The 19,625-nt window shown below is 72.9% G+C and carries 12 protein-coding genes and 1 pseudogene; 11 read left to right on the top strand and 2 right to left on the bottom strand.

Annotated features, from left to right (window positions below; genetic code table 11):
- Positions 1-16: 16 nt before the first annotated feature.
- Positions 17-6,364 (bottom strand): protein kinase domain-containing protein, encoded by a 6,348-nt coding sequence (locus IEZ20_RS15255; RefSeq protein ID WP_229896077.1) that lies wholly within the window; start codon positions 6,362-6,364, stop codon positions 17-19.
- Positions 6,365-6,904: 540 nt separating this feature from the next.
- Between IEZ20_RS15255 and IEZ20_RS15260 the strand changes: the two genes are divergently transcribed.
- The 8 genes from IEZ20_RS15260 to IEZ20_RS15295 all read left to right on the top strand — a co-directional run bounded on the left by IEZ20_RS15260 (position 6,905) and on the right by IEZ20_RS15295 (position 16,032).
- A complete protein-coding gene (locus IEZ20_RS15260) occupies positions 6,905-8,131 on the top strand; it encodes an MFS transporter (protein WP_308434666.1) in 1,227 nt (408 codons plus the stop codon).
- Positions 8,132-8,246: 115 nt separating this feature from the next.
- On the top strand, positions 8,247-9,134 hold the full coding sequence (locus IEZ20_RS39690) for a LuxR C-terminal-related transcriptional regulator (RefSeq protein ID WP_229896078.1): 888 nt from the start codon (positions 8,247-8,249) through the stop codon (positions 9,132-9,134).
- 367 nt (positions 9,135-9,501) lie between these two features.
- Complete coding sequence (locus IEZ20_RS15270) at positions 9,502-10,293, top strand: hypothetical protein (protein ID WP_189298605.1); 792 nt, start codon at positions 9,502-9,504, stop codon at positions 10,291-10,293.
- The gene (gene asnB / locus IEZ20_RS15275; protein ID WP_189298607.1) at positions 10,293-12,134 is read left to right on the top strand and encodes an asparagine synthase (glutamine-hydrolyzing); all 1,842 of its coding nucleotides are present in this window, start codon (positions 10,293-10,295) and stop codon (positions 12,132-12,134) included. Before IEZ20_RS15270 ends, asnB begins: the two co-directional genes overlap by 1 nt.
- Positions 12,131-12,700 (top strand): flavin reductase family protein, encoded by a 570-nt coding sequence (locus IEZ20_RS15280; protein ID WP_189298609.1) that lies wholly within the window; start codon positions 12,131-12,133, stop codon positions 12,698-12,700. The genes asnB and IEZ20_RS15280 overlap by 4 nt, the downstream gene beginning before the upstream one ends.
- Complete coding sequence (locus IEZ20_RS15285; protein ID WP_189298611.1) at positions 12,697-14,208, top strand: 4-hydroxyphenylacetate 3-hydroxylase family protein; 1,512 nt, start codon at positions 12,697-12,699, stop codon at positions 14,206-14,208. The genes IEZ20_RS15280 and IEZ20_RS15285 overlap by 4 nt, the downstream gene beginning before the upstream one ends.
- Positions 14,205-15,050: a class I SAM-dependent methyltransferase gene (locus IEZ20_RS15290; protein ID WP_189298613.1), complete on the top strand. Its 846-nt coding sequence runs from the start codon at positions 14,205-14,207 to the stop codon at positions 15,048-15,050. The genes IEZ20_RS15285 and IEZ20_RS15290 overlap by 4 nt, the downstream gene beginning before the upstream one ends.
- 118 nt (positions 15,051-15,168) lie before the next feature.
- Positions 15,169-16,032, top strand: coding sequence for a helix-turn-helix transcriptional regulator (locus IEZ20_RS15295; RefSeq protein ID WP_189298615.1), 864 nt, complete (start codon positions 15,169-15,171; stop codon positions 16,030-16,032).
- 77 nt (positions 16,033-16,109) lie between these two features.
- Here IEZ20_RS15295 and IEZ20_RS15300 read toward each other — a convergent pair whose 3' ends face one another.
- Positions 16,110-17,369 carry an MFS transporter gene (locus tag IEZ20_RS15300; RefSeq protein ID WP_189298617.1) on the bottom strand — a complete coding sequence of 420 codons (1,260 nt, stop codon included), beginning with the start codon at positions 17,367-17,369 and terminating at the stop codon, positions 16,110-16,112.
- A gap of 227 nt (positions 17,370-17,596) precedes the next feature.
- On the opposite strand from IEZ20_RS15300, the gene IEZ20_RS15305 reads away from it, so the two are divergent.
- The 3 genes and pseudogenes from IEZ20_RS15305 to IEZ20_RS15315 all read left to right on the top strand — a co-directional run bounded on the left by IEZ20_RS15305 (position 17,597) and on the right by IEZ20_RS15315 (position 19,614).
- Positions 17,597-18,610 carry an LLM class F420-dependent oxidoreductase gene (locus tag IEZ20_RS15305; RefSeq protein ID WP_229896079.1) on the top strand — a complete coding sequence of 338 codons (1,014 nt, stop codon included), beginning with the start codon at positions 17,597-17,599 and terminating at the stop codon, positions 18,608-18,610.
- A 24-nt stretch (positions 18,611-18,634) separates the two neighbouring features.
- A pseudogene (locus IEZ20_RS15310) lies at positions 18,635-18,844 on the top strand (3-deoxy-7-phosphoheptulonate synthase); the annotation flags it as partial.
- On the top strand, positions 18,841-19,614 hold the full coding sequence (locus IEZ20_RS15315; RefSeq protein ID WP_189298624.1) for a methylenetetrahydrofolate reductase: 774 nt from the start codon (positions 18,841-18,843) through the stop codon (positions 19,612-19,614). The pseudogene IEZ20_RS15310 and the gene IEZ20_RS15315, both read left to right, overlap by 4 nt.
- Positions 19,615-19,625: the final 11 nt, after the last annotated feature.

A 19,625-nucleotide genomic window follows, 5' to 3' on the forward strand; every position in this document is an offset into this window, starting at 1 on the left:
TCAAATCCTCTTGGTGTCAGGGGCGGTTCGCGGCCGGAGAGCCGAAGTAGCGTGTGTGGGCCCGGGCGATGGCGTCCCAGTCGGCGCCGTGCGGGAAGCGGACGACGTCCCAGGTGGCGTCGTAGAGCCGCTCCTCGGCGTCGGCGTCGCGCAGGGCGCTCTCCTCGGTGCCGGGGCCGTCCACGAACACCGCGACGTTCGCGCCGGGCAGCCGGTAGACGAAGTCCGGTGAGGCGTTCGCCTCGGTGAGGAAGACGTCCTTCTCGTCCGGCAGCCGCAGGCCCCGCGCCTTCACCCAGCCCAGGAAGTCGCCCTGGTCCGCCGGTCCGGCGGCGGACTGCCGGGCGGGTGCGGACTCAGCCGGTGCGGACTCAGTCGGTGCGGCCTCAGCCGGTGTGGCCTCCGTCGCCGCGGCGGGGCCGGCGAGCAGCCGCCGGTACTGCTCGGAGCGGGACTCGCCCCGCTCCTCGCGCCGGGCCGTGGCCGAGGCGAACCGGACCAGCAGGGCGGCCACCGTGCGCCGGTCGATCTGCGCGTGGTCGAGCTGGTTGCCGTAGGTGAGCAGGCACTCGTAGCAGCCGCGCGCACAGGGGCGCCCGGGGCGGTGCGCCTCGTCGCCCCGGTCCTCGCCCTCGGGGGAGAAGTGGCAGATCTCCAGCGCGCGGCGGGCCGCCCTGGCGAGGGCCTCGTCCTCGGCCTGGAGCCGGCGCAGCACACCCGCGCCGCCCTCCGCGGCCTCCATGAAGAGGATGCGGCGCCGCGGGCCGTCGTCCGGCGGCAGCAGTTCGCCGGCCAGCTCGGCGTCCTCCAGCTCGAACGCGGCCTCGATGCCCCGCTCCAGCGCGTACATGAGCGTCAGCGCGACCGGCTCGGGCAGCGCCTCGTCCAGGGTGACGACGAGGATGTTGCGCCGGTCCTCCACGTACGGGATGACCCGCTTCTTGCGGCGCCGCTCGTTGCCGTCGGCGTCCACCAGCGGCAGCTCACCGGAGTCGCCGGACGCCTCCGCCGCGTCCTTGTCGTTCATCCAGCGGCCGTCGGCGAGATCCAGCCAGTATCCGACCGGCTCGTCGGTACGCGCCCGGACCCGGCCGGTGTTGGTGATGCGGACGGTCGCGGAGTCGCCGTAGGCGATCCGGGCGAGCTGCCCGCCGCCGTCGGCGACCGTGGCGTTCAGACGGCCCTTGCGGGCGCCGTGGTCGTGGAAGCGGTACGACGTCTGAAGCCGGAAGCCGGCGCGGCGCCGCTCCTCCTCGTCCGAGGAGATCCGCTCGCGGCGGGTGGTGTACACGGTGTGCAGCTGCAGCAGGCCGTACGTCGCCGCGCCGAGCGGCTCGTCGCAGAACCGGCAGCGGTCCTCGCGGTCCTGGGGGTCGTGGTGGTAGCCGCAGTGCGCGCAGCGACGGGCCTCGCCGGTGGTCAGCTCGCCGGAGGAGTCCGGCGGCAGCTGGACGCGGGTCACCTGGTAGCGGGCGCCCTCGTGGTAGACGAGCGCACCGGGGCCGAACTCGCGGATCGCGAGGAAACGGGGGCGCTGGAGGTAGTCGCCGTCGCCGCGGCGGCGGCCGACCGTCGGGATGTACGCGGCCAGCGGCAGGCGCGGGAAGCTGTAGCCGGGCAGGAACCCCTCGGAGGCCAGGTAGCGGTAGGGGTTGAAGTCGGACAGCACCGACTTGCTGTCGGCGCTCTCGTTCATCAGCAGGTTCAGCTGCGTCTCGGCCTCGCGGCGGCGGGCGTTGGCGCGGTTGCGGTCGGTCTCGGTGAGGCTGTAGTCCAGGCGCCGCCGGTTCTGGACGTACTGGTCGTTCAGCGCGGCACGGAACAGGCTCCGCCAGCGGTCGAAGGCGCGGTCGAAGCGCTCCGCGACCGTCCGCACCCTGTCCTCGATCCAGTCGTCGTGCCACCACGTGGTGTCGGCGAAGTCCTCCAGCAGCGGGCCGAGGACGCGCAGGGCCGCGTCCACCGTGCGCCGCTGGGCGCTCTCGTCGTGCGCCGCGGCCTCGATGTGGGGCAGCAGGTGCAGCGCCGGGTCCGGGCGGTCGCCGGAGTCCGGGTACGACACGTCCAGGACGTCGGGGACCGAGCGGCCCAGGCGCAGGCCCGCCTCGGCGATCCACAGGCCCTGCAGGTGGGAGAGGACCAGGTCCTCGTTGGCCAGGTCCAGGCGCGGCGGGGCGACCGAGCCCGCCACCATCCGCTCCGAGCGGCGGAAGTAGTACTGGTCGTGGCTGTTGCCCGTCGCGCAGTACGTGGTCACCAGCGCCGGCTGGCCGCTGCGGCCGGCGCGGCCGGAACGCTGGGCGTAGTTGGCGGGGGTGGGCGGCACGTTGCGCATCATCACCGCGTTCAGCTCGGAGATGTCGACGCCCAGCTCCATCGTGGGGGAGCAGTACAGCAGCTTCAGCTCGGCCTCGCGGAAGGCCTTCTCGCGCGCCTCGCGGTCCTCCGGCGACACCTGCGCCGTGTGCTCCCGGGCGTACAGGCCGGACAGGGCGTCCGCCGTCTCCCGGTACAGCGTGAGGAAGAACGTGTTGATGCGGGGCCCGTCGCCGCTCTGGTAGGTGCGGGTCAGCGGGTCGTGGGCGCCCGACTCGCCCTTGCCGGCCCGCCACACCAGCGACTGGGCGGCCACCCGGTACCCGGTCGTGGTGGCGGAGGAGCCCCTGCGGTAGCGGCCCGCCCGCTGCGGGGCGGCCTCCACCTCCTTCACCAGGCCCGCCCCGGCCAGCACCTTCAGCAGCTCGGTGATGATCAGCTGCAGGTCGTCCTGGTCGAGGTCGCGGAAGGCACGGTCCGCGCGCCGCAGGTACTTGCCGAACTTGCCGCGCGCCGACAGGAACAGACCGGAGCGGTCCATGCCCGGACGCGAGGGGTGCGGATAGGCGGTGCCCACCCGGGGCTTGTCCGCGGAGGACAGCACCCACGGGTCCACCAGCCGCTCCTCGCTGGCGCGTTGCAGGGAGTCGAAGGTGTCGTCGCGGAAGTAGGACACGTCGATGGCCAGCGAGCGGCGCATCTCGTCCAGCAGCGTCCTGGTGATCTCGGCCCGCAGCGCGGGGTCGGCGTCGCGCAGGGCCTGGTGGGTGCCGTCCCAGCGGTCCTGCCTGGCGGCGACCCAGTCCAGGTCCTCGTAGTCGATCTCCAGCAGGCCGGTCTGCTCCAGGTTGGGCATGGTGACGCGCCAGCCGCGCTCCAGGTCGAGGTAGAGCCGGAAGGCGACCACGTCGCGCAGCGTGCGGGCCGCGTTGCGGGCCAGCGACGGCGGCAGGTCGGACTCGCCCGTGTAGTCGACCGAGGAGACGGCCAGCGCGTTGGTCACCGCCGAGGCCAGTTCCTCGTGGTGCAGGCCCTCCTCGCCGGCGTCCAGGGCCGCCCGGTACAGCGCGCCGCGCAGCTGGGTGATCTGCACGAAGTCGTTGAAGTGCCCGGCCTGGAGGGAGGCGTCCTGCCGGTTGTCGACGAAGGTCAGCAGCTTGCGGGCCCGCGGGTCGAGCGCCTCCCGCGGTACCGCCTTCAGCGAGCGGACGATCGACGCCGAGACCAGCGAGGTCGCGGAGGAGCGGCCCTCCTGGTCGAGCGTGGCCAGCTTGGCGAAGTCCCGGCCGCGCGTCTGCTCGTAGGCCACACCGCAGTGCAGGCAGAACAGGAACGGCGAGGGGATGAACGCGGCCTTCAGCTCACCCCGGCCCTCGTGGCCGAACGGGTCCACGGTGACGGCCCTCGGCACGCGGTCGCGGTAGGCGCGCTTGACGACCTCCTGGCCCTTGTCGTCCAGTTCCAGCCAGGATTCGGGCAGCCGGCGGTCGTGCACCGCGTACTGCACGTCGGACGGCCACTCCCGCTCGTGGTCGACGTACAGGTACCCGTCGCCCTGCCGGCCGCCCGTCGCCGAGGTGTCGCGGCGGGCCTCGTAGCGCACCTCGCCGTCCTTCTCCGTGCGCCACACCGTCAGGTACTCCTGGCCGCACTCCCGGCAGAACGCCAGCGGCATCAGCAACTTGCCGCCGGTGCCCGGCTGTTCGAGCTGGTAGGAGCGGGTGAGGTGACGGGAGGCCTTGTCCTCCAGGGTGACGTACACCGTGTCGCCCTTGGACAGGAACTGGTGCAGGCGGAACGCGAACAGGGGGCGCTCGGTGCGCGGGTTGCGTGCCTGCGAGCCGGCCTCCAGCGTGTCCCGGATCGCCTGCGCGCACCTCTCCTCGCTCACCCCGGACAGCTCGTGCAGCTCCCGCGCGGCGACCTCGACCTGTGTCGGGGGCCTGCGTACCAGGCGGCCGCCGGCCGTGTCCTCCGCCAGCCCGAAGCGGTCCTCGATCCAGCGGGCCAGCGGGTCGCGCACGAGGTCGTCGTAGCCGCGCGGCGCGGGGGAGGTGAGCCGCTCGGCGGGTACGGCGGCGGGGGCCTCGCCGGTCGCGCGGACCAGGGTCTCGCCGATGACGTGCTCGGGGCGCACCGTCGTACCGAACAGCGTGCTCGCCACGCGGGCGACCACCTGGCGCCGGTCCTCCAGCGTGCCCTCCGTCGACATGGTGGCCGACGTGCCGATGCACTGGAGGTTCTCGGCCTGGCAGGCCTCGCGGACGCGGCGGATCAGCAGGGCGACGTCCGCGCCCTGGCGCCCGCGGTAGGTGTGCAGTTCGTCGAAGACCAGGAACTCGAGGCCCCGGGCCATGCGGATGAGGCTCGCCCGGTCGGCCGGGCGGGTCAGCATCAGCTCCAGCATCACGTAGTTGGTGAGCAGGATGTCCGGCGGGTTGTCGCGGATCTCCCTGCGCCGCTGGTCGTCCTCCTGACCGGTGTAACGGGCGAAGGTGACGGGCTCCCGGCCCTCGCCGTAGCCGTCGTGGAGGAACTTCCGCAGCTCCTCCAGCTGGCTGTTGGCGAGCGCGTTCATCGGGTACACGATGATCGCCCGGACCCGCTTCGGGGCGTTCGGGCCCTCCTCGTCGCGCTGGTGGAGCACCCGGTTGACGATCGGGACGATGTAGGACAGCGACTTGCCGGATCCGGTGCCGGTCGTCAGCACGTAGGAGGCGCCGGAGGCGGCGGCGTCGATGGCGTCGCGCTGGTGCTGGTGCAGGGTGAGCGGGCGGCCGTCGCACACGGTGCCGCCCCGGGTCTTCCGCGCCTGGAAGACGCGGGCGCACTCCGGGTGCAGCACCTTCTGCTGGGCCAGCTCGACCACGGAGCCGCCGCCCTGGAAGAAGGGGTTGAGCGACAGCCAGGGATTCGGCCACTGGGACTTGTCGTCCAGGTCCTTCGCGACGTACGCCTTGACGCGGTCGTCACGGATGACGGTGCCGCCCTCCGTGAAGGAGCGGTAGTCGCGGATGAGGGTCTCGTGGACGCGGAAGACGTCCATGCCCGAACCGGACGCGGTCACCGGGGCCGGCCGCTGCGGGGCGGGGGAGCGGACCGGCTCCGGGGCCGCCCGCCGCAGGGGCCGCGTCGGGTCCAGCTCGTCCCAGGCGGGTACGAGGCTCCGCTCGCCGGCGGGCACGGCGAGGGGGAGCAGCGCGTCCCGCACGGTCACGGCGTCGGCCGGGCGGTCCGCGGGGTCCTTGGCCAGCAGCCGGTCGACGAGGCGGGCCAGCTCCGCGGGGATGCCGGCGCGGATCCGGCGGAGGGGGGCCGGCTCCTGACGGACGTGCCGTTCGGCCAGCTCGTAGGCGGACTCGCTGGTGAACGGCGGGACCCCGACCAGCATCTCGTACAGCACGCAGCCCAGCGCGTACAGGTCGGCGGCCTGCGTGACCTGCTTGGCCTGGCACTGCTCCGGCGCCATGTAGCGGGCCGTGCCCACGCTGACGCCGGTGCTGGTCAGCCGCGTCTGGTCCGGGTCGTCGACGATGCTGCCCATGCCGAAGTCGAGCACCTTGACCGTGCCGCCGCGGGTGAGCATGACGTTGGAGGGCTTCAGGTCGCGGTGGACCACGCCCTGCGCGTGCGCGGCGGCGAGACCCGCGGCGATCTGGGCGCCGACGGCGGCGGCCCAGGCGACCGGCAGCTGGGACTCCTCCTCCACCAGGTCGCGCAGCGAGCGGCCGTCCAGCAGCTCCATGGCCAGGTAGGGCAGGTCGTCGCAGTCCTCGGCGATGCCGCCGGCGACGAGTCGCGTGAGGTTGGGGTGGTCGAGCCGGCGCATGATGGCCACCTCGCGGGCGAAGCGCTCCACCGCCTTGGTGTCGCTTCCGTCGGTCACGCGTATGCCGGTGCGGCGGCGCAGGATGGTCTTGACGGCGACCGTACGCCCGGGAGCCCCCTCGGGGGCCCGCAGATCCTCGGCCTGATGGACCTCTCCCATGTTGCCCCTGCCGATGGCACGCCCGATGCGGAATCTGCCGTCGATGAGCTGGTGGCCCACTGCCGCTCCTCTGCCCTGTGCTGCCGTCGCGCTGCCCATCCTGTCAGGGGAGCGGTGAGGTTGAGGGGAGTGTACACGAGAGGGGCGGTGAGCGGGTAGGTGTCAGTACGTTGACGATGTCAACGTACTGACGCGGCACGTTCGGTGCCGGTTCGGCGTTCGTGCCGGAATCCGCCCGTTCGCCCGCGCTCCCGGCGCCTCCCGAGTGCGGCCGGAAATCGATGGGTCTTTTTTGCGCCACGCTCGCGGAAAGAAAAGCGTTCCGGCCGGACGACAGTTGACATGCGCTCGGGTGCGGAGTGAGGATCCATTGGCTTTTGCCCTGGCAGCGCATCGCGCAGCAATACCGCCACAGCGGACAGCGCCGTCCGGTTGATGTCGGTATCGCACCTGTGCTAGCGAGTCCGACACCGAGAGATGACCTTCTATGAGTTCCTCCGCCGTTGACCACACTGAAGGCCATACAGGTTCATGAGGCTCGACACGTCGTCCGACCTGTCGCGCGCCTCGGCTTTACCGATCCGAAGAGGGCGACGCCAGTTGCTGGCGGCCTCCGCCGGCAATCTCGCCGAGTGGTACGACTGGCTCGCCTATGCCTATCTCTCCGCTTACTTCGCCGACCAGATATTTCCACCCGGCGGCGACCCGGTCGTCGCGACACTGAGCGCTTTCGCGGTGTTCGCGGTGGGTTTCGCCGCCCGTCCGGTCGGCGGACTCCTGATCGGTCTCCTCGCCGACCGGCACGGACGCCGCGCGGCGATGGCGACGACGATCAGCCTGATGGGCGCCGGTCAGCTGGCGATGGCCCTGCTCCCCACCTACCAGCGGATCGGCGTCGCCTCGCCGGTCCTGCTCGTGGTCATCCGACTCCTGCAGGGGCTGTCCGTGGGCGGCGAGTCCACCGTCTCCGCGGTCTTCCTGGCCGAGTCCGCACCCGCCGGCAGACGCGGCCTGTACTCCAGCATCGGCTACGTCAGCGGCAACCTCGGACAGCTCCTGGCCTCGGGCGTCGCCGCCCTGCTCGCCGCTCAGCTGACCACCGCGCAGATGCACTCCTGGGGCTGGCGCCTGGCCTTCGCGTTCGGCGCCGTCGCCTGCCTGGCGGGGCTCTGGATCCGGCACGGGACACAGGAGACCCACCAGCCCGCCCCGGAACCGGCCGACCGGCCCGGAGCCTTCGAGTTCCTGCGCAGCAATCCCCGCGAAGCGGCGCTGGTCGTCGGCATGACGCTCGGCGCGACCGTCGTCTTCTACACCTGGACCACCTTCCTGCCCACCTACGCCCGGCTCACCGTCGGCCTCGCCCCCGGCACCGCCCTGCTGGTCAGCACCCTCTCCCTGGCCTTCTTCACGGCGCTCCAGCCACTGGCGGGCATGCTCTCGGACCGGGTGGGCCGCAAGCCGCTGCTCATCGCGTTCGGAGCCGGGTTCACGGTGCTCACCGTTCCGCTGCTGGAGCTGCTCCGCGACTCCTTCTGGAGCCTGCTGCTGATCTCCTGCGCGGGCATGGTCCTGCTCACCGGCTACAGCGCGGTGAGCGGGGCGGTCATGGCCGAACTCTTTCCGGCCAGAGTGCGTTCGGCGGGCATCGGCCTGCCCTACGCGGTCACCGTCGCCGCCTTCGGCGGGACGGCCCCGTATCTGGCCACCACTCTCATCGACAGAAACCACGCGGACTGGTTCGCCTGGTACGTATCCGGACTCACCCTGATTTCCACGCTCGTATACGCCGGCATGCGCGAGACAAAGGGAGCCACGCTCACCTGACGGCGGTGCCGGGCGATCTCGTCTGAACCGCGCGGTTCGGACGCTGCTCCTGTCTGTGACCTTCGGGGGGAACAAAGTGAACAGCTCTACTGCCGGAGCAAGGTCCACCGCGGGTGTGGTGCGCAAGGGGCGCCAGCAGGCGAACCGGCGTTCCCCGCACCTCACCGTGGCCCGTCTGTCCGAGCAGGAAATGATCGAGGTCGAGGCGTGCAATCCGTTTGACCGAGCTGCCGGTCACCAGAGGCTGTTCCGCGAGGTGGCCGCGCTGGCCGACCAGCGGTGGCGTGAATTGCGGGTGACGCCGCTGTCGAATCCCGCCGGAAACAACAGCGCCGCGAACGCTCCCTGGGTCAAGGCCCGCATTCTTCTCGCCGGAATACACGCCATCCCGCTCGCCGGCCTGCGCAGTGTGCTCGACGGGGCGCGTGGCGAGGGCCTTCAGGTGGTGGGCGCGGTGCGGGAACACGCGCACGCGCTGTCCGAGGCGGGACGGTACCGGCCCGACCTGATCCTCCTCGGCGCCACCGACGACTTCGGCAAGGACCTCGCCCTGGCGCGCAGCCTGCGCCAGTCGCAGGACGCCGCGGACGCCCGGGTCGTCCTCCTGCGGCGGGTCGAGAACGCGGCCCAGGTGAGCCGCATGCTCAAGGCCGGGGTGAGCGGCGCCTTCCCGCTCGACCAGGACCCGCAGTGCGTCATCCGCGCACTGGCGATCGTCAGCGCCGGGGGGTCGATCTTCCTGCCGGCCCCCGTGGGCGAGGAGCACAGCGCCCCCGATCCGCTGGAGACGCAGGAACCGGCGGTGGACGACGCCCGCCTGACCGACCGCGAGCGCGACGTGCTGGCGCTGCTCGCCCGCGGACTGTCCAACGCGGAGATCGGGCGGGAACTCTCCCTCTCCGTGCCCACCGTGAAGAAGCACCTGACCCAGGCCATGCGCAAGATCCGCCAGCCCGACCGGCTCCGGGCAGCGCTCTACGCGCACCGGCAGGGCCTGGGCTGAACCGCCGGCGGCGCGCGCCGGGCGCCGGGGAGCCCCGGGACCACCCGCGGTCGCCGAAGGGACCAGGCCCGGCCCTCCCGGCCGCGGCCCCGCCCCGGCCCCGCGCCGGCGCGGCCCCCCGCCCCGGCGCGACGCCGGCCGGTGCGGCACGCCCTTGACCAGGGCCGCACACGCCACCCGTGCGGGCCCACCCCGCTCTCCCGTCCGCAGGGACCCCCCTCTTCCCCGCCTCTGGTAGGGCACGGGGGCATCCGAAGGTCACCCTCACATGAGACGAAGGGAGGTTCTGGGGGACCGGGCCCGATTCCTAGCGTGGCCACAGGCCGGCTGCCCGAAGCCGGCCCGCATTCAGCAGAGGGAGAAGTTGATGAGTGCAGCGGCCAAAGGGGCGACGGCTGTGGACCCGGCCCCGGGCCCCGCGGCACCCCTGTCCGTCGACTCCGGCAGCGGGCCCCGCGCGTCCGCCGGACACAGCAGCGAGCGCGTCACCGCCCCGCGGCGCCCGGCCGGGTCGGTCATCGCCGGGATGTCCGACGCCGAGCGCGCGGCACTGTGGCGACAGCGGTTGCACGAGGCCGAAGCCGGACTCACCCGGTTCCTGGTGTCCCGCGGCGGCGACGCCGACCTGGAAGCCTGGTTCGGCCTCCAGGCCGAGCTGTTCGCGGACCTGCCCCTGTCCTCCCCGGACATGCCGTCCGAGTGGCAGCGGGTCTTCTTCCGCGGCCAGGCCCTGATGGAGCGGTTCCTGATCTCCCGGTACGGCGAGGAGATCCTCGCCGAGTGGGCCGCCTCCAACGCCGAGGTGCACCGCACGGTCGAACCCGACTTCGGCCGTGGCGCCGCGGACCCCATCCGGCGCATCGCCCGCCAGGCCGAACTGTACGGCTCGGACTACGAGCTGGACCTGCCCCCGGGCCCCGGGCCCGCCATCACCGCGGCCCTGGCCATCACGCACTGCGGGATCTGGGACTACCGGGAGAAGGCCAGGAGCAACGGGGTGCGCCTCACGCTCGCCTCGCCGTGCACCTACTGCACGCACGCCATGTCGGCCAACGTCCGCGCCAAGGGCTACGACGTCTCCTACGAACTGCGCCAGGACGGCGACGGACACGGATGCCACTGGCGGGCCACCGCCCCGAACACCGCTCAGGAGGCGTGATGTGCGGCATCACGGGCTGGGTCGACTGGGAGCGTGACCTGCGCGGCCGGGAGCACACCGTGCGCGCCATGACCGACACCCTGGCCTGCCGGGGACCCGACGACGGCGGCACCTGGCTGTCCGCCCGCGCCGCGCTCGGACACCGCAGGCTGGCCGTGATCGACCTGGCCGGCGGCACCCAGCCGCTGACCGACGCCGGCGACGAGCAGGCACCGCGGGCGGTCCTGTCGTACAACGGCGAGCTGTACAACTACCGGGAGCTGCGCGCCGAACTCCGCTCCCTGGGGCACGCCTTCCGCACGGAGTCGGACACCGAGGTCGTCCTGCGCGCCCACCTCCAGTGGGGCGCGGCGGCACCCGAGCACCTCAACGGCATCTACGCCTACGCGCTGTGGGACGCCCGAGACCAGGAACTCCTGCTGGTGCGCGACCGGCTCGGTGTCAAACCCCTCTACTACCACGGGTACGCCGACGGCCTCCTCTTCGGCTCCGAGCCCAAAGCGGTCCTCGCCCACCCGGAGTTCCGCGCCGAACTCGACGCGGAAGGCATCGCCGAGCTGTTCGCGCTGCCCGCGGCCCCCACGCCCGGGCACGGACTGTTCCGCGGAATGCGCGAGGTGCGCCCCGGGCACGTCCTGCGGGTCACCCGCGCCGCCACCCGCGAGGTGCGCTACTGGCAGCTGACCTCCGCGGCACACGAGGACGACGCGGCGGCCACCACCGCACGGATCCGGGAGCTGCTCACGGACACCGTGGAACGCCAGCTGCTGAGCGACGTACCGCTGTGCACCCTGCTGTCCGGGGGCGTCGACTCCAGCGCCATCACCGCCCTCGCGGCGCTCGCCCGGGAGCGCGACGGCCACGACAAGATCGACACCTTCTCGGTGGACTTCCCCGGCAGCGCCACCGCCCTGCGCCCCGACACATGGCGCACCACCCACGACGCGCCGTACGTCCAGGCCGTCGTCGACCACGTCGGCAGCCGGCACACCCGCGTCGTCGTCCCCGACGACGATCTGCTGGACGCCAGGGACATGGTGCTGCGCGCCCGCGACCGGCCCGGCTGGGGCGAGATGGACGCGTCCCTGTACCTGCTGTTCCGCGAGGTCCGGCGGCAGTCGACGGTCGCGCTCTCCGGCGAGGCGGCCGACGAGGTCTTCGGCGGCTACCCCTACTTCCACGCCACCGAAGCCGTCGCCGCCGCCACCTTCCCCTGGCTGCACGGCCGCGAGACGCCCGCCGCGCTGCTGCGGCCCGATGTGCGGGCCGCGGTCCGGCCGGAGGAGTACACCGCCGAGCAGTACCGCGACGCGCTGGCCGGGACCCCGGAACTCGCCGGCGAGGAGGGCGCACAGCGACGCCTGCGCCAGGTCGGCCACCTCGCCCTCACCCGCTGGCTGCCGCCGCTGCTCGACCGCGTCGACCGGGTCAGCATGGCGGTGGGGCTGGAGGTGCGGGTGCCGTTCTGCGACCACCGGCTGGTGGAGTACGCGTGGAACATCCCGTGGGAGACGAAGTCGCTCGGCCGCACCCCGAAGGGAGTGCTGCGCGAGTCCGTGCGGGACCTGCTGCCCGCCCAGGTGGTGGACCGGCCCAAGAGCGGCTACCCCTCCACCCCCGCCGTCCGGTACACCGAGGTGCTCACCGCCCGGATGCACGAACTGCTCGCCGACCCCGGAGCCCCGGTCTTCGACCTGGTCGACAGGGACCGGGTGCGCGACGCCGTCCGGGACGGGCGGCCGCTGCCGAGCCCGCGCACCGCGCCCAACCCCGTCGGCGGCCTGGACCACCTGCTCCAGGTCGACGAATGGCTGCGCGCCTACAAGGTGGTGCTGCGATGACCGCGCCGGCCGGACAGCCGCGGGCGATCCACCCCGACGCCCTCCGCAAGGCCGCCCGCTGCTGCGCCACCGGGGTGGCCGTCCTCACCACGCGGCAGGGCGAGGACCTCTTCGCCAAGACCGTGTCCTCGTTCGTCACCCTGTCGATGGACCCCCCGCTGATCAGCGTCGCCGTCGGCAGGCACAGCCCGCTGGTCCAGGCCGCCCGGGACACCGGCCGGCTGGCCGTCTGCGTGCTGCGTGTCGGCCAGGAGCAGCTCTCGCAGCGCTTCGCGACCCCGGGAGCGGGCCGGGCCACCGGCGCCTTCGCCGAGGTCCGCACCCGCACCGAGGTCACCGGAGCGCCCGTCCTGGACGACTGCCTGACCTGGTTCGACTGCCGGCTGCACACCGTCCTGCCGGGCGGCGACCACAGCATCCTCATCGGCATGCCCGTCGCGGTGGCCTGCTCGGAGGGCGAGCCGCTCCTCTACCACGAGGGCGGCTACCACGCTCCGGCCCCCCTCACCGCCCCGTCAGCCCCGCGCCCCCACCGGGCGCCCACGGCATCTGGAGTACGCACATGAGCAAAACGGCCACCACCGACCCGGGCAAGGGCCACCTCGGGGTGCGGACCGGCGACGCCTATCGCGCCAGCCTGGACGACGGGCGCGAACTCTACCTCGACGGCAAGCGCATCACCGACCCCGCGAACCACCCCGCGTTCAAGCCCTCCGTCGACGAACTCGCCCGCCTCTTCGACCTGCAGCACGACCCCGAGCACGCCCCCCTGATGACGTGGAAGGACCCGGACAGCGGCCTCACCCTGGGCCGCGCCTACCAGCCGACCCGCACCCTGGAGGACCTGCGCGCCCAGCGCCGCAGCGCGGAGCTGTGGCTGCGGGAGAGCATGGGCCAGCACGGCCGGTCCCCGGCGTTCATGTCGAGCATCGCCCTCGGCCTGTACGACTTCCGCCACCGGCTCGAGCGCAACCAGGCCGGCTTCGGCGCCAACGCCGAGGCCTGGTACCGCCACTGCGCCACCCACGACCTGGTCCTGACCCACGCCCTGGGCGATCCGCAGATCGACCGGTCCGCGGACCCCGTGGACGACCCCGACCTCGCCCTGCGCGTCGTGGAGGAGAACGACAGGGGCATCGTGGTCCGCGGCGCCAAGCAGCTGACCACGCTGGCACCCACCGCGCACGAGGTGCTCGTCTACCTGTCCGCCTCCTTCACGCAGCGCAGCGCCGAGCAGTTCGTCGTCTGGTGCGCCCTGCCGCTGAACACCCCGGGCCTGATCACGCTGTGCCGGGAGCCGTTCGGAGCCGAGCCGTGGGGCCACGCCCATCCGCTCGCCGGCCGCTTCGACGAGCAGGACGCCATGCTGTTCTTCGACGACGTCCTGGTGCCCTGGGACCGCGTCTTCCTGCTGCGCGACGGCGCCCTGGCCCGGACCGGACTGGGCCGGATCAACGCCTGGAGCGCGTACATCGGCCACATCCGCTACCGCGAGCGGCTGCGCACGCTCCTCGCCACGGCCACGATGCTCGCCGAGGCCATCGGCGTCGACGGGTTCCGCAACGTCCAGGAAGAGCTGGGCAAGCTGGCCACCTACACCGAGATGACGGAGTACTTCATCGACGCGGCGGAGGCCCGGGCCACCGTCACCGACAGCGGCCTGCTGGCGCCCGGCGACACCGCCGCCAGCCGCGTGTGGTCCGCGGAGGTCGCGGCGAGCGCCGTGGCCGTCGTCCGGAACATCGGCTCGGCCGGCGTCCTGATGCAGCCCACCGAGAACGACCTGGGCAACGAGCGGCTCCGCCCGCTCCTCGACCGCTACATGCGCGGCAAGAACATCCCGGCGGACAAGAAGTCGCGGCTCTTCCGGCTCGCCTGGGACCTGACGGGGGACAGTTTCGGCCAGCGTCAGGACCTGTACGAGTACGTGCACCGCGGCGACCTGGCCCGCAACCGGATCAACATCTTCAAGCGCCAGGACCAGACCGAGATCCGGGGCCGCCTGGAGCGGCTGATCTCCGGCCCGGCCGGCCCCGCCACCACCGCAGACACCCCGGAAGGCGAGCGTTCGTGACCAGTTCCGCAGTGGAGATACAGGCCAGCACCCTCGCCGGGTACGCCGACGCCAGCCGGCTGCGCCAGGCCAACGACCAGGACTGGGTGCTCGGCCAGGCGCCGGCCGCGCCCCGGGTCCACGTCGACCTCGGCAGCGGGATCGGACAGCTGCTGGAGACCACCCTGGAGCGCTGCCCGTCCCTGCAGCGGGCGGTGGGCCTGGAGCAGTCCGAGCACCGCCTGCGCGAGGCCGCCGACCGGCTGCGCCGCTTCGGCGACCGGGTACGTCTGCGGCAGGCCGACCTGACCAGGCCGGAACCGCTGGAGATCTCGCCCGACCTGGTCACCATGACGTCGGTGCTGCACTGGCTCCACCCCGTCGAGGAGCGGATCTTCGCCTGGGTGGGGCAGCACCTGGCCCCGGGCGGCACGTTCCTGCTGACCACGTACCACCCGGCGCGTGACGAACACGGCCTGGGCGGCGAGGACGACATCGTGCGCGAGGCCCTGGTCGCCCTCGGTACCGACCGCGCACTCGTCCCCCGGCTGTTCGCCGAGCACGACGTCCTGCCCATCGCCACCCGCACCCGCGACGCCGAGGGGCTGCACCGGCTCCTGGAGCAGCGGCTGCGGGTCGCCGCGACCGCTGACCGCGACGCCGTCGTCCAGGTCGGCAGCGCGGCGGAGTACGAACACTTCCACGCCGCGACCTTCGGCGACTACTACAGCCGGATGGTCGAACCCGGGCTCCGCGCCGACTTCTTCCGCGCCGTCGGCGAGGCCGCGTGGCGGCGCCAGCGGGAACGCGGGCATGTGAGCAGCATGCCGGTCCGGCTGTGGAAGACGACCACCCGCGGCTGAACCGCCGCACCCAGCCGCCGAACGGCCCGGCCGGTCTCCGACGAAGGAGTCCGGCCGGGCCCTTTCGGCGCGGTCTATCATGGCCGGGCCCTCATGGCCCGCGTAAGGAGACACACACATGTCAACTCCCGCCGCAAGCCAAGAACTCGGAGCGTTCCTGAGGGCCCACCGGGCCCTGCTCAAGCCGGAGGACGTCGGCCTCCCGCCCACCTCCCGCCGCCGGACCCCCGGCCTGCGCAGGGAAGAGGTCGCCTCCCTCTCCGGGGTGAGCATCGCCTGGTACACCTGGCTGGAACAGGGCAGGGTCACCGCCTCACGGCAGGTTCTGGAGTCCGTCGGCCGGGCGCTGCGCCTCGACGACGCCGAGATGCGCCATGTGCTGAGACTGGCCGGCTACTACGAGCCGGAGGCGAGTCCGGCCCGCGGGCCCGTGAACGGGGCGGTGCAGCCCATGCTGGACTCCTGGCCGGTGAGCCCGGCCGTCCTGCTCGACCGGAACTTCGACCTGGTCGCCTGGAACGCGGCGTGGTCCGCCGTCTGGGGGGAGCCCTCGGCGGTGTCGGCCGACCGGCGCAACCTGATGTGGTTCATGGCCGCCGACGAGCGGCTGCGCGGGGCCCTGCGGGACACCGACTGGGAACCGCTCGCCATGAGCGTCTTCCAGCACTTCCGCGCCCAGGCCGGCCGGGTCCCCTCCGACGAGCGCATCGCCGCGCTGTACGGCCGGCTGGCGGCGGACGTGCCCGAGCTGAGCCACTGGTGGAGCTGCCACTCGGTGGGGGAGCTGACCAGCCGCGTCGTCACCGCCACCCCCGTCGGCAGCGAGCCGATCCGCATGTCCCTGTCGTCCCTGCGCCCGGTGGACGACCCGGCCTCGCTGATCCTGCTGTTCACGCCGGAGAGCCAGGACGACGGGGCCAGGGTGTCGGCTCTGGTGAACCGGCCCCTGCGCTGTGTCGGCCTGGCACGCAAAGCGGGCTGAAGGCGCGTCCGCGGGGGATCGGTTGACCGCGCCTTCAGCCCTGTCCTTGGGTGGGGGAGCACTGCCCGAGCCGGGGCTCAGGCCTCCTTCGGGGCTCCCATCGCGTCGACGAGCGGCCTGCTGCCGGTGTCACGCCGCAGCTGGGTGCTGACCAGCAGACCGCCGAGCGAGGCGACCAGAGCCAGGCCGACGCCGACCACGGCGGTGGCGAGGGTCAGGTCGGAGAACCGGCCGATGACCCAGGCGCCGACACCGGTACCGGCGTACATGGTCGAGGTGAGCCAGGCGCTGGAGGTCGCCCGCAGCTCGGGGGCGGCCGTGCCCGCCAGCGTCTGCTGGTCGGTGACGAAGCCGCCGCTGGCGAGGAACCACAGGGCGACACCCACCAGGGCGACGACCAGTCCGGGGCCCCAGACGGTGAGCGCGACACCGGCGGCCAGCAGCAGGCCCCACACGGCGAGCATCGGAAGGTGCGTACGGCCCTGGGCCCGCGCCCGGTCGCCCAGCCGGCCGCCGACCGTGGAACCCACGACGCTGCCGAGGCCGACGAGGATGCCGACCAGGCCCAGCGCGGAGACGGACAGGTCGAAGCGCTCCGCGAGCACCGCGCCCAGGAACGTGTAGGCGCCCAGGTTGGCGGCGTTGAACGCGGTGTTGACCAGCAGCGCCTTGCGCAGCGCGGGGTGCCCCCAGGCGGCGAACACCGCCCCGACCCCCGGGCCGCCGGCGGCCCGGGCGGCACTGGCCGGGATCTGCTTCAGCAGCATCGGGACGACCAGCAGCGTGCCCGCGGCCATGGCCCAGAACGCCGACCGCCAGCCGGCCGTACCCGCCAGGAAGCTGCCCAGCGGCACGCCGAGCACCTGGCCGCACGAGAAGAACGCCATGCCCAGTCCCAGGGCGCGCCCGCGCACCGTGTCCTCGGTGGTCTCCGCGATGTGCGCCCAGATCGCGGGACCCGCCGCGGCGGCCGCGAGACCGGCCAGGGCACGCGAGAGGACCAGCAGCGTCAGGCCGTCGGAGAGGGCGGCGGCGACGTTCGACAGCAGGAAGAGCACCGAGCCCAGCAGCAGCGTGCGACGGCGTCCCATGCGGTCGCTGAGCAGGCCGAGGAACGGGGCGCACACCGCGTACACGAGCACGTACGCCGTGACGCTGTACGCCGCCGACTGCTCGGAGATGCCGAGGTCGTCGGCGATCGTCGGGAGCAGCGGGGACACCAGGAACGTCTCGGTGCCGAACAGGAACAGCAACAGGAACACCGAGGCGTAGGGCCCCCAGCGGAACCGTGCCGGGGCGGAAGCCGGGTCGGCGGGTGCGGTGGGCGGACTGTCCATGGGGGAACTGCCTTTCGAGCGAGAGCGGTCGGAGGATCCGGCTGCCGGCTCGACCACCCTGGCCGTCCCCGTGCGGGCCAGCCAGCCAGGCGTTGGTCCTGTTAGTGAAAGTAATGCCATCAACACCTGGCTGGTTCGGATCCCTTCGAACCCGGATGCTGAACTCGCCGCACCCGTGGTCGCGACCCGGGACGCGCGCTCTGCTACCGGAAAGGACCTCGTCACCCGTGCCCTCAAGCGACAGCTCTCCGCTCGCACAGCCCAACTGGGGCGTCACCCTGCCCCTTCCCGGCATCACGATCGGCCACCACCGGCACATCGTCGAGCGGCTGCCGGAGATCGGCTACTCCGACGTCTGGACGGCGGAGGGAGGCGGCACCGACGCCTTCACCCCGCTCGCGGCCACGGCGGCCTGGTCCCCGACCCTGCGGCTGGGCACCGGAATCGTGCCCGTCTTCACCCGCGGACCCGCCGTGATCGCACAGACCGCGGCCACCCTGGCGCAGCTCGCCCCCGGGCGCCTGCTGCTGGGCCTCGGCTCCTCGGTGCCCGCGCACGTCAGCGACATCAACGGCATCCCGTTCGAGGAGCCGTTCAAACGCACGCGCGACGTGCTGCGCTTCGTCACCAAGGCGCTGCGCGGCGAGTACATCGGGGACGAGTTCGAGACCTTCTCCGTCACCGGCTACCGGCTGCCGCACCCGCCCGCCGAACCGGCCAAGGTGATCCTGGGGGCGCTGCGCCCCAACATGCTCCGGCTCGCCTTCGACGAGGGCGACGGCGCGATCACGAACCTGCTCTTCCCCGAGGACGTGCCCAAGATCCTGCAGGCCGTCGGGCCCCAGCCGGTGGGCAAGGAACTCGTGGTCAAGGTGTTCGTCTGTCCCACGCAGGACAAGCACTACGCACGCGCCAACGCGCGGCCCTTCCTCGCCTGGATCCTCAACCGGGAGCCCTACCGCAAGTTCCACGAGTGGCTCGGCAACGGCGAGCTGCTGCGCGAGGTGCACGAGGCGTGGGAGGCGGCGGACCCGGCCGGCTCCCAGAAGGCACTCCCGGACGACGTGGTCGACGGCCTGTTCATCAGCGGCTCGCCGGAGGAGTGCCGGGAGCAGATCATGCGCTACCACCTGCCCGGTGTGACCAGTATCCAGCTCTTCGTCTCCCTGCCCCCCGAGGCCTTCTACAGCCAGGAGACCGTGCTCGACGTCCTCAGGAGGCTGGGCCCCGCCGCGATGTGAGAACCCGAGGCGCTACCCGAAGGAAGGGACATGGAGTTGACGGGCGAAGACGTCACCGAGTGCGCCGGCGGCGCGCACGGGACAGCGGACGCCGACCTGCGGCACCGCTACGAGACCGTGTGTGATCCGCGCCTCAACCACGGCCAGTCCCTCGAACTCGCTTTTATGATCACTGAGACGTACGGGGGCAGCGGGGCGAGCATGCGCGCGCACCGCGGTGAGGAGCGGCGTTGACCGGATTACGGTGGCTCACCGCGGGTGAGTCGTATGGTCCCGCGCCGGAGCCCGGCAGGCCCGCGCGGCCCGGCCGCGCACCCGCGGCCACGACCTCCCCGGCCACACCGCGCCGGCCGCCGGAACCGGGCCGGGCGTCCCGCTCGTTCGCGTTCTTCCCGCCCGAGTCGCGAGCGGCCGGGAGGCCGTTACCGGACTCCTTACCGCGCATCGAGGGGTACGCCCCGACCTTCGTGTCCGTGACCTACGGAGCCGGGCGCGCCGCACGGGAACGCACCGTCGAACCGACTCCCGTGTCCGTGACCTGCGGAGCCGGGCCCGCCGCACGGGAACGCACCGTCGAACCGACGCACCGCATCGCCGCGGAGACCACCCCGCACCCGGCCGCCCGCCTCATCCACGCCCGTGAACTCGTCCGCCTCGTCAGGGGATCGGGGAACTTCCGCGGCGGCGTGGCGGCCTTCCCCGCACGCCACCCGAGGCCGCCGGACCGGGAGAGCGAGATCCCGCGCCCCGCCGAACCGAGCGGCGCCGCGTTCCCCGCCCCGCTCGCCGAGTCGCCGGACGGCGCACGGGACGATCCGGCCACCACCCGCCGCGTCGGCGTGGACCACACCACCGCGCCCGGCCGGCGGCTGCTCGCGGAAGGCGCACCGGGACCGCACCCCAGCACGCTCGACCGGTCGCCCGCCGCCCCCGACCTCCACGAGGACCTCGTCCCCCTCCGCTCACCGGCCCTGCGGCCGGCCGCCCTGTCCCCCACCGGCTGACCGCCGAGAAC

Source organism: Streptomyces cinerochromogenes (genome assembly GCF_014648635.1).
Taxonomy (GTDB): Bacteria; Actinomycetota; Actinomycetes; order Streptomycetales; family Streptomycetaceae; genus Streptomyces; species Streptomyces cinerochromogenes.

Bases quoted from the DNA above. Each gene is read 5' to 3' on its own strand.
- IEZ20_RS15295 (WP_189298615.1), top strand. From the start codon at position 15,169: ATGTCAACTCCCGCCGCAAGCCAAGAACTCGGAGCGTTCCTGAGGGCC.
- IEZ20_RS15280 (WP_189298609.1), top strand. From the start codon at position 12,131: ATGACCGCGCCGGCCGGACAGCCGCGGGCGATCCACCCCGACGCCCTC.
- asnB (WP_189298607.1), top strand. From the start codon at position 10,293: ATGTGCGGCATCACGGGCTGGGTCGACTGGGAGCGTGACCTGCGCGGC.
- IEZ20_RS15285 (WP_189298611.1), top strand. From the start codon at position 12,697: ATGAGCAAAACGGCCACCACCGACCCGGGCAAGGGCCACCTCGGGGTG.
- IEZ20_RS15270 (WP_189298605.1), top strand. From the start codon at position 9,502: ATGAGTGCAGCGGCCAAAGGGGCGACGGCTGTGGACCCGGCCCCGGGC.
- IEZ20_RS15300 (WP_189298617.1), bottom strand. From the start codon at position 17,369: ATGGACAGTCCGCCCACCGCACCCGCCGACCCGGCTTCCGCCCCGGCA.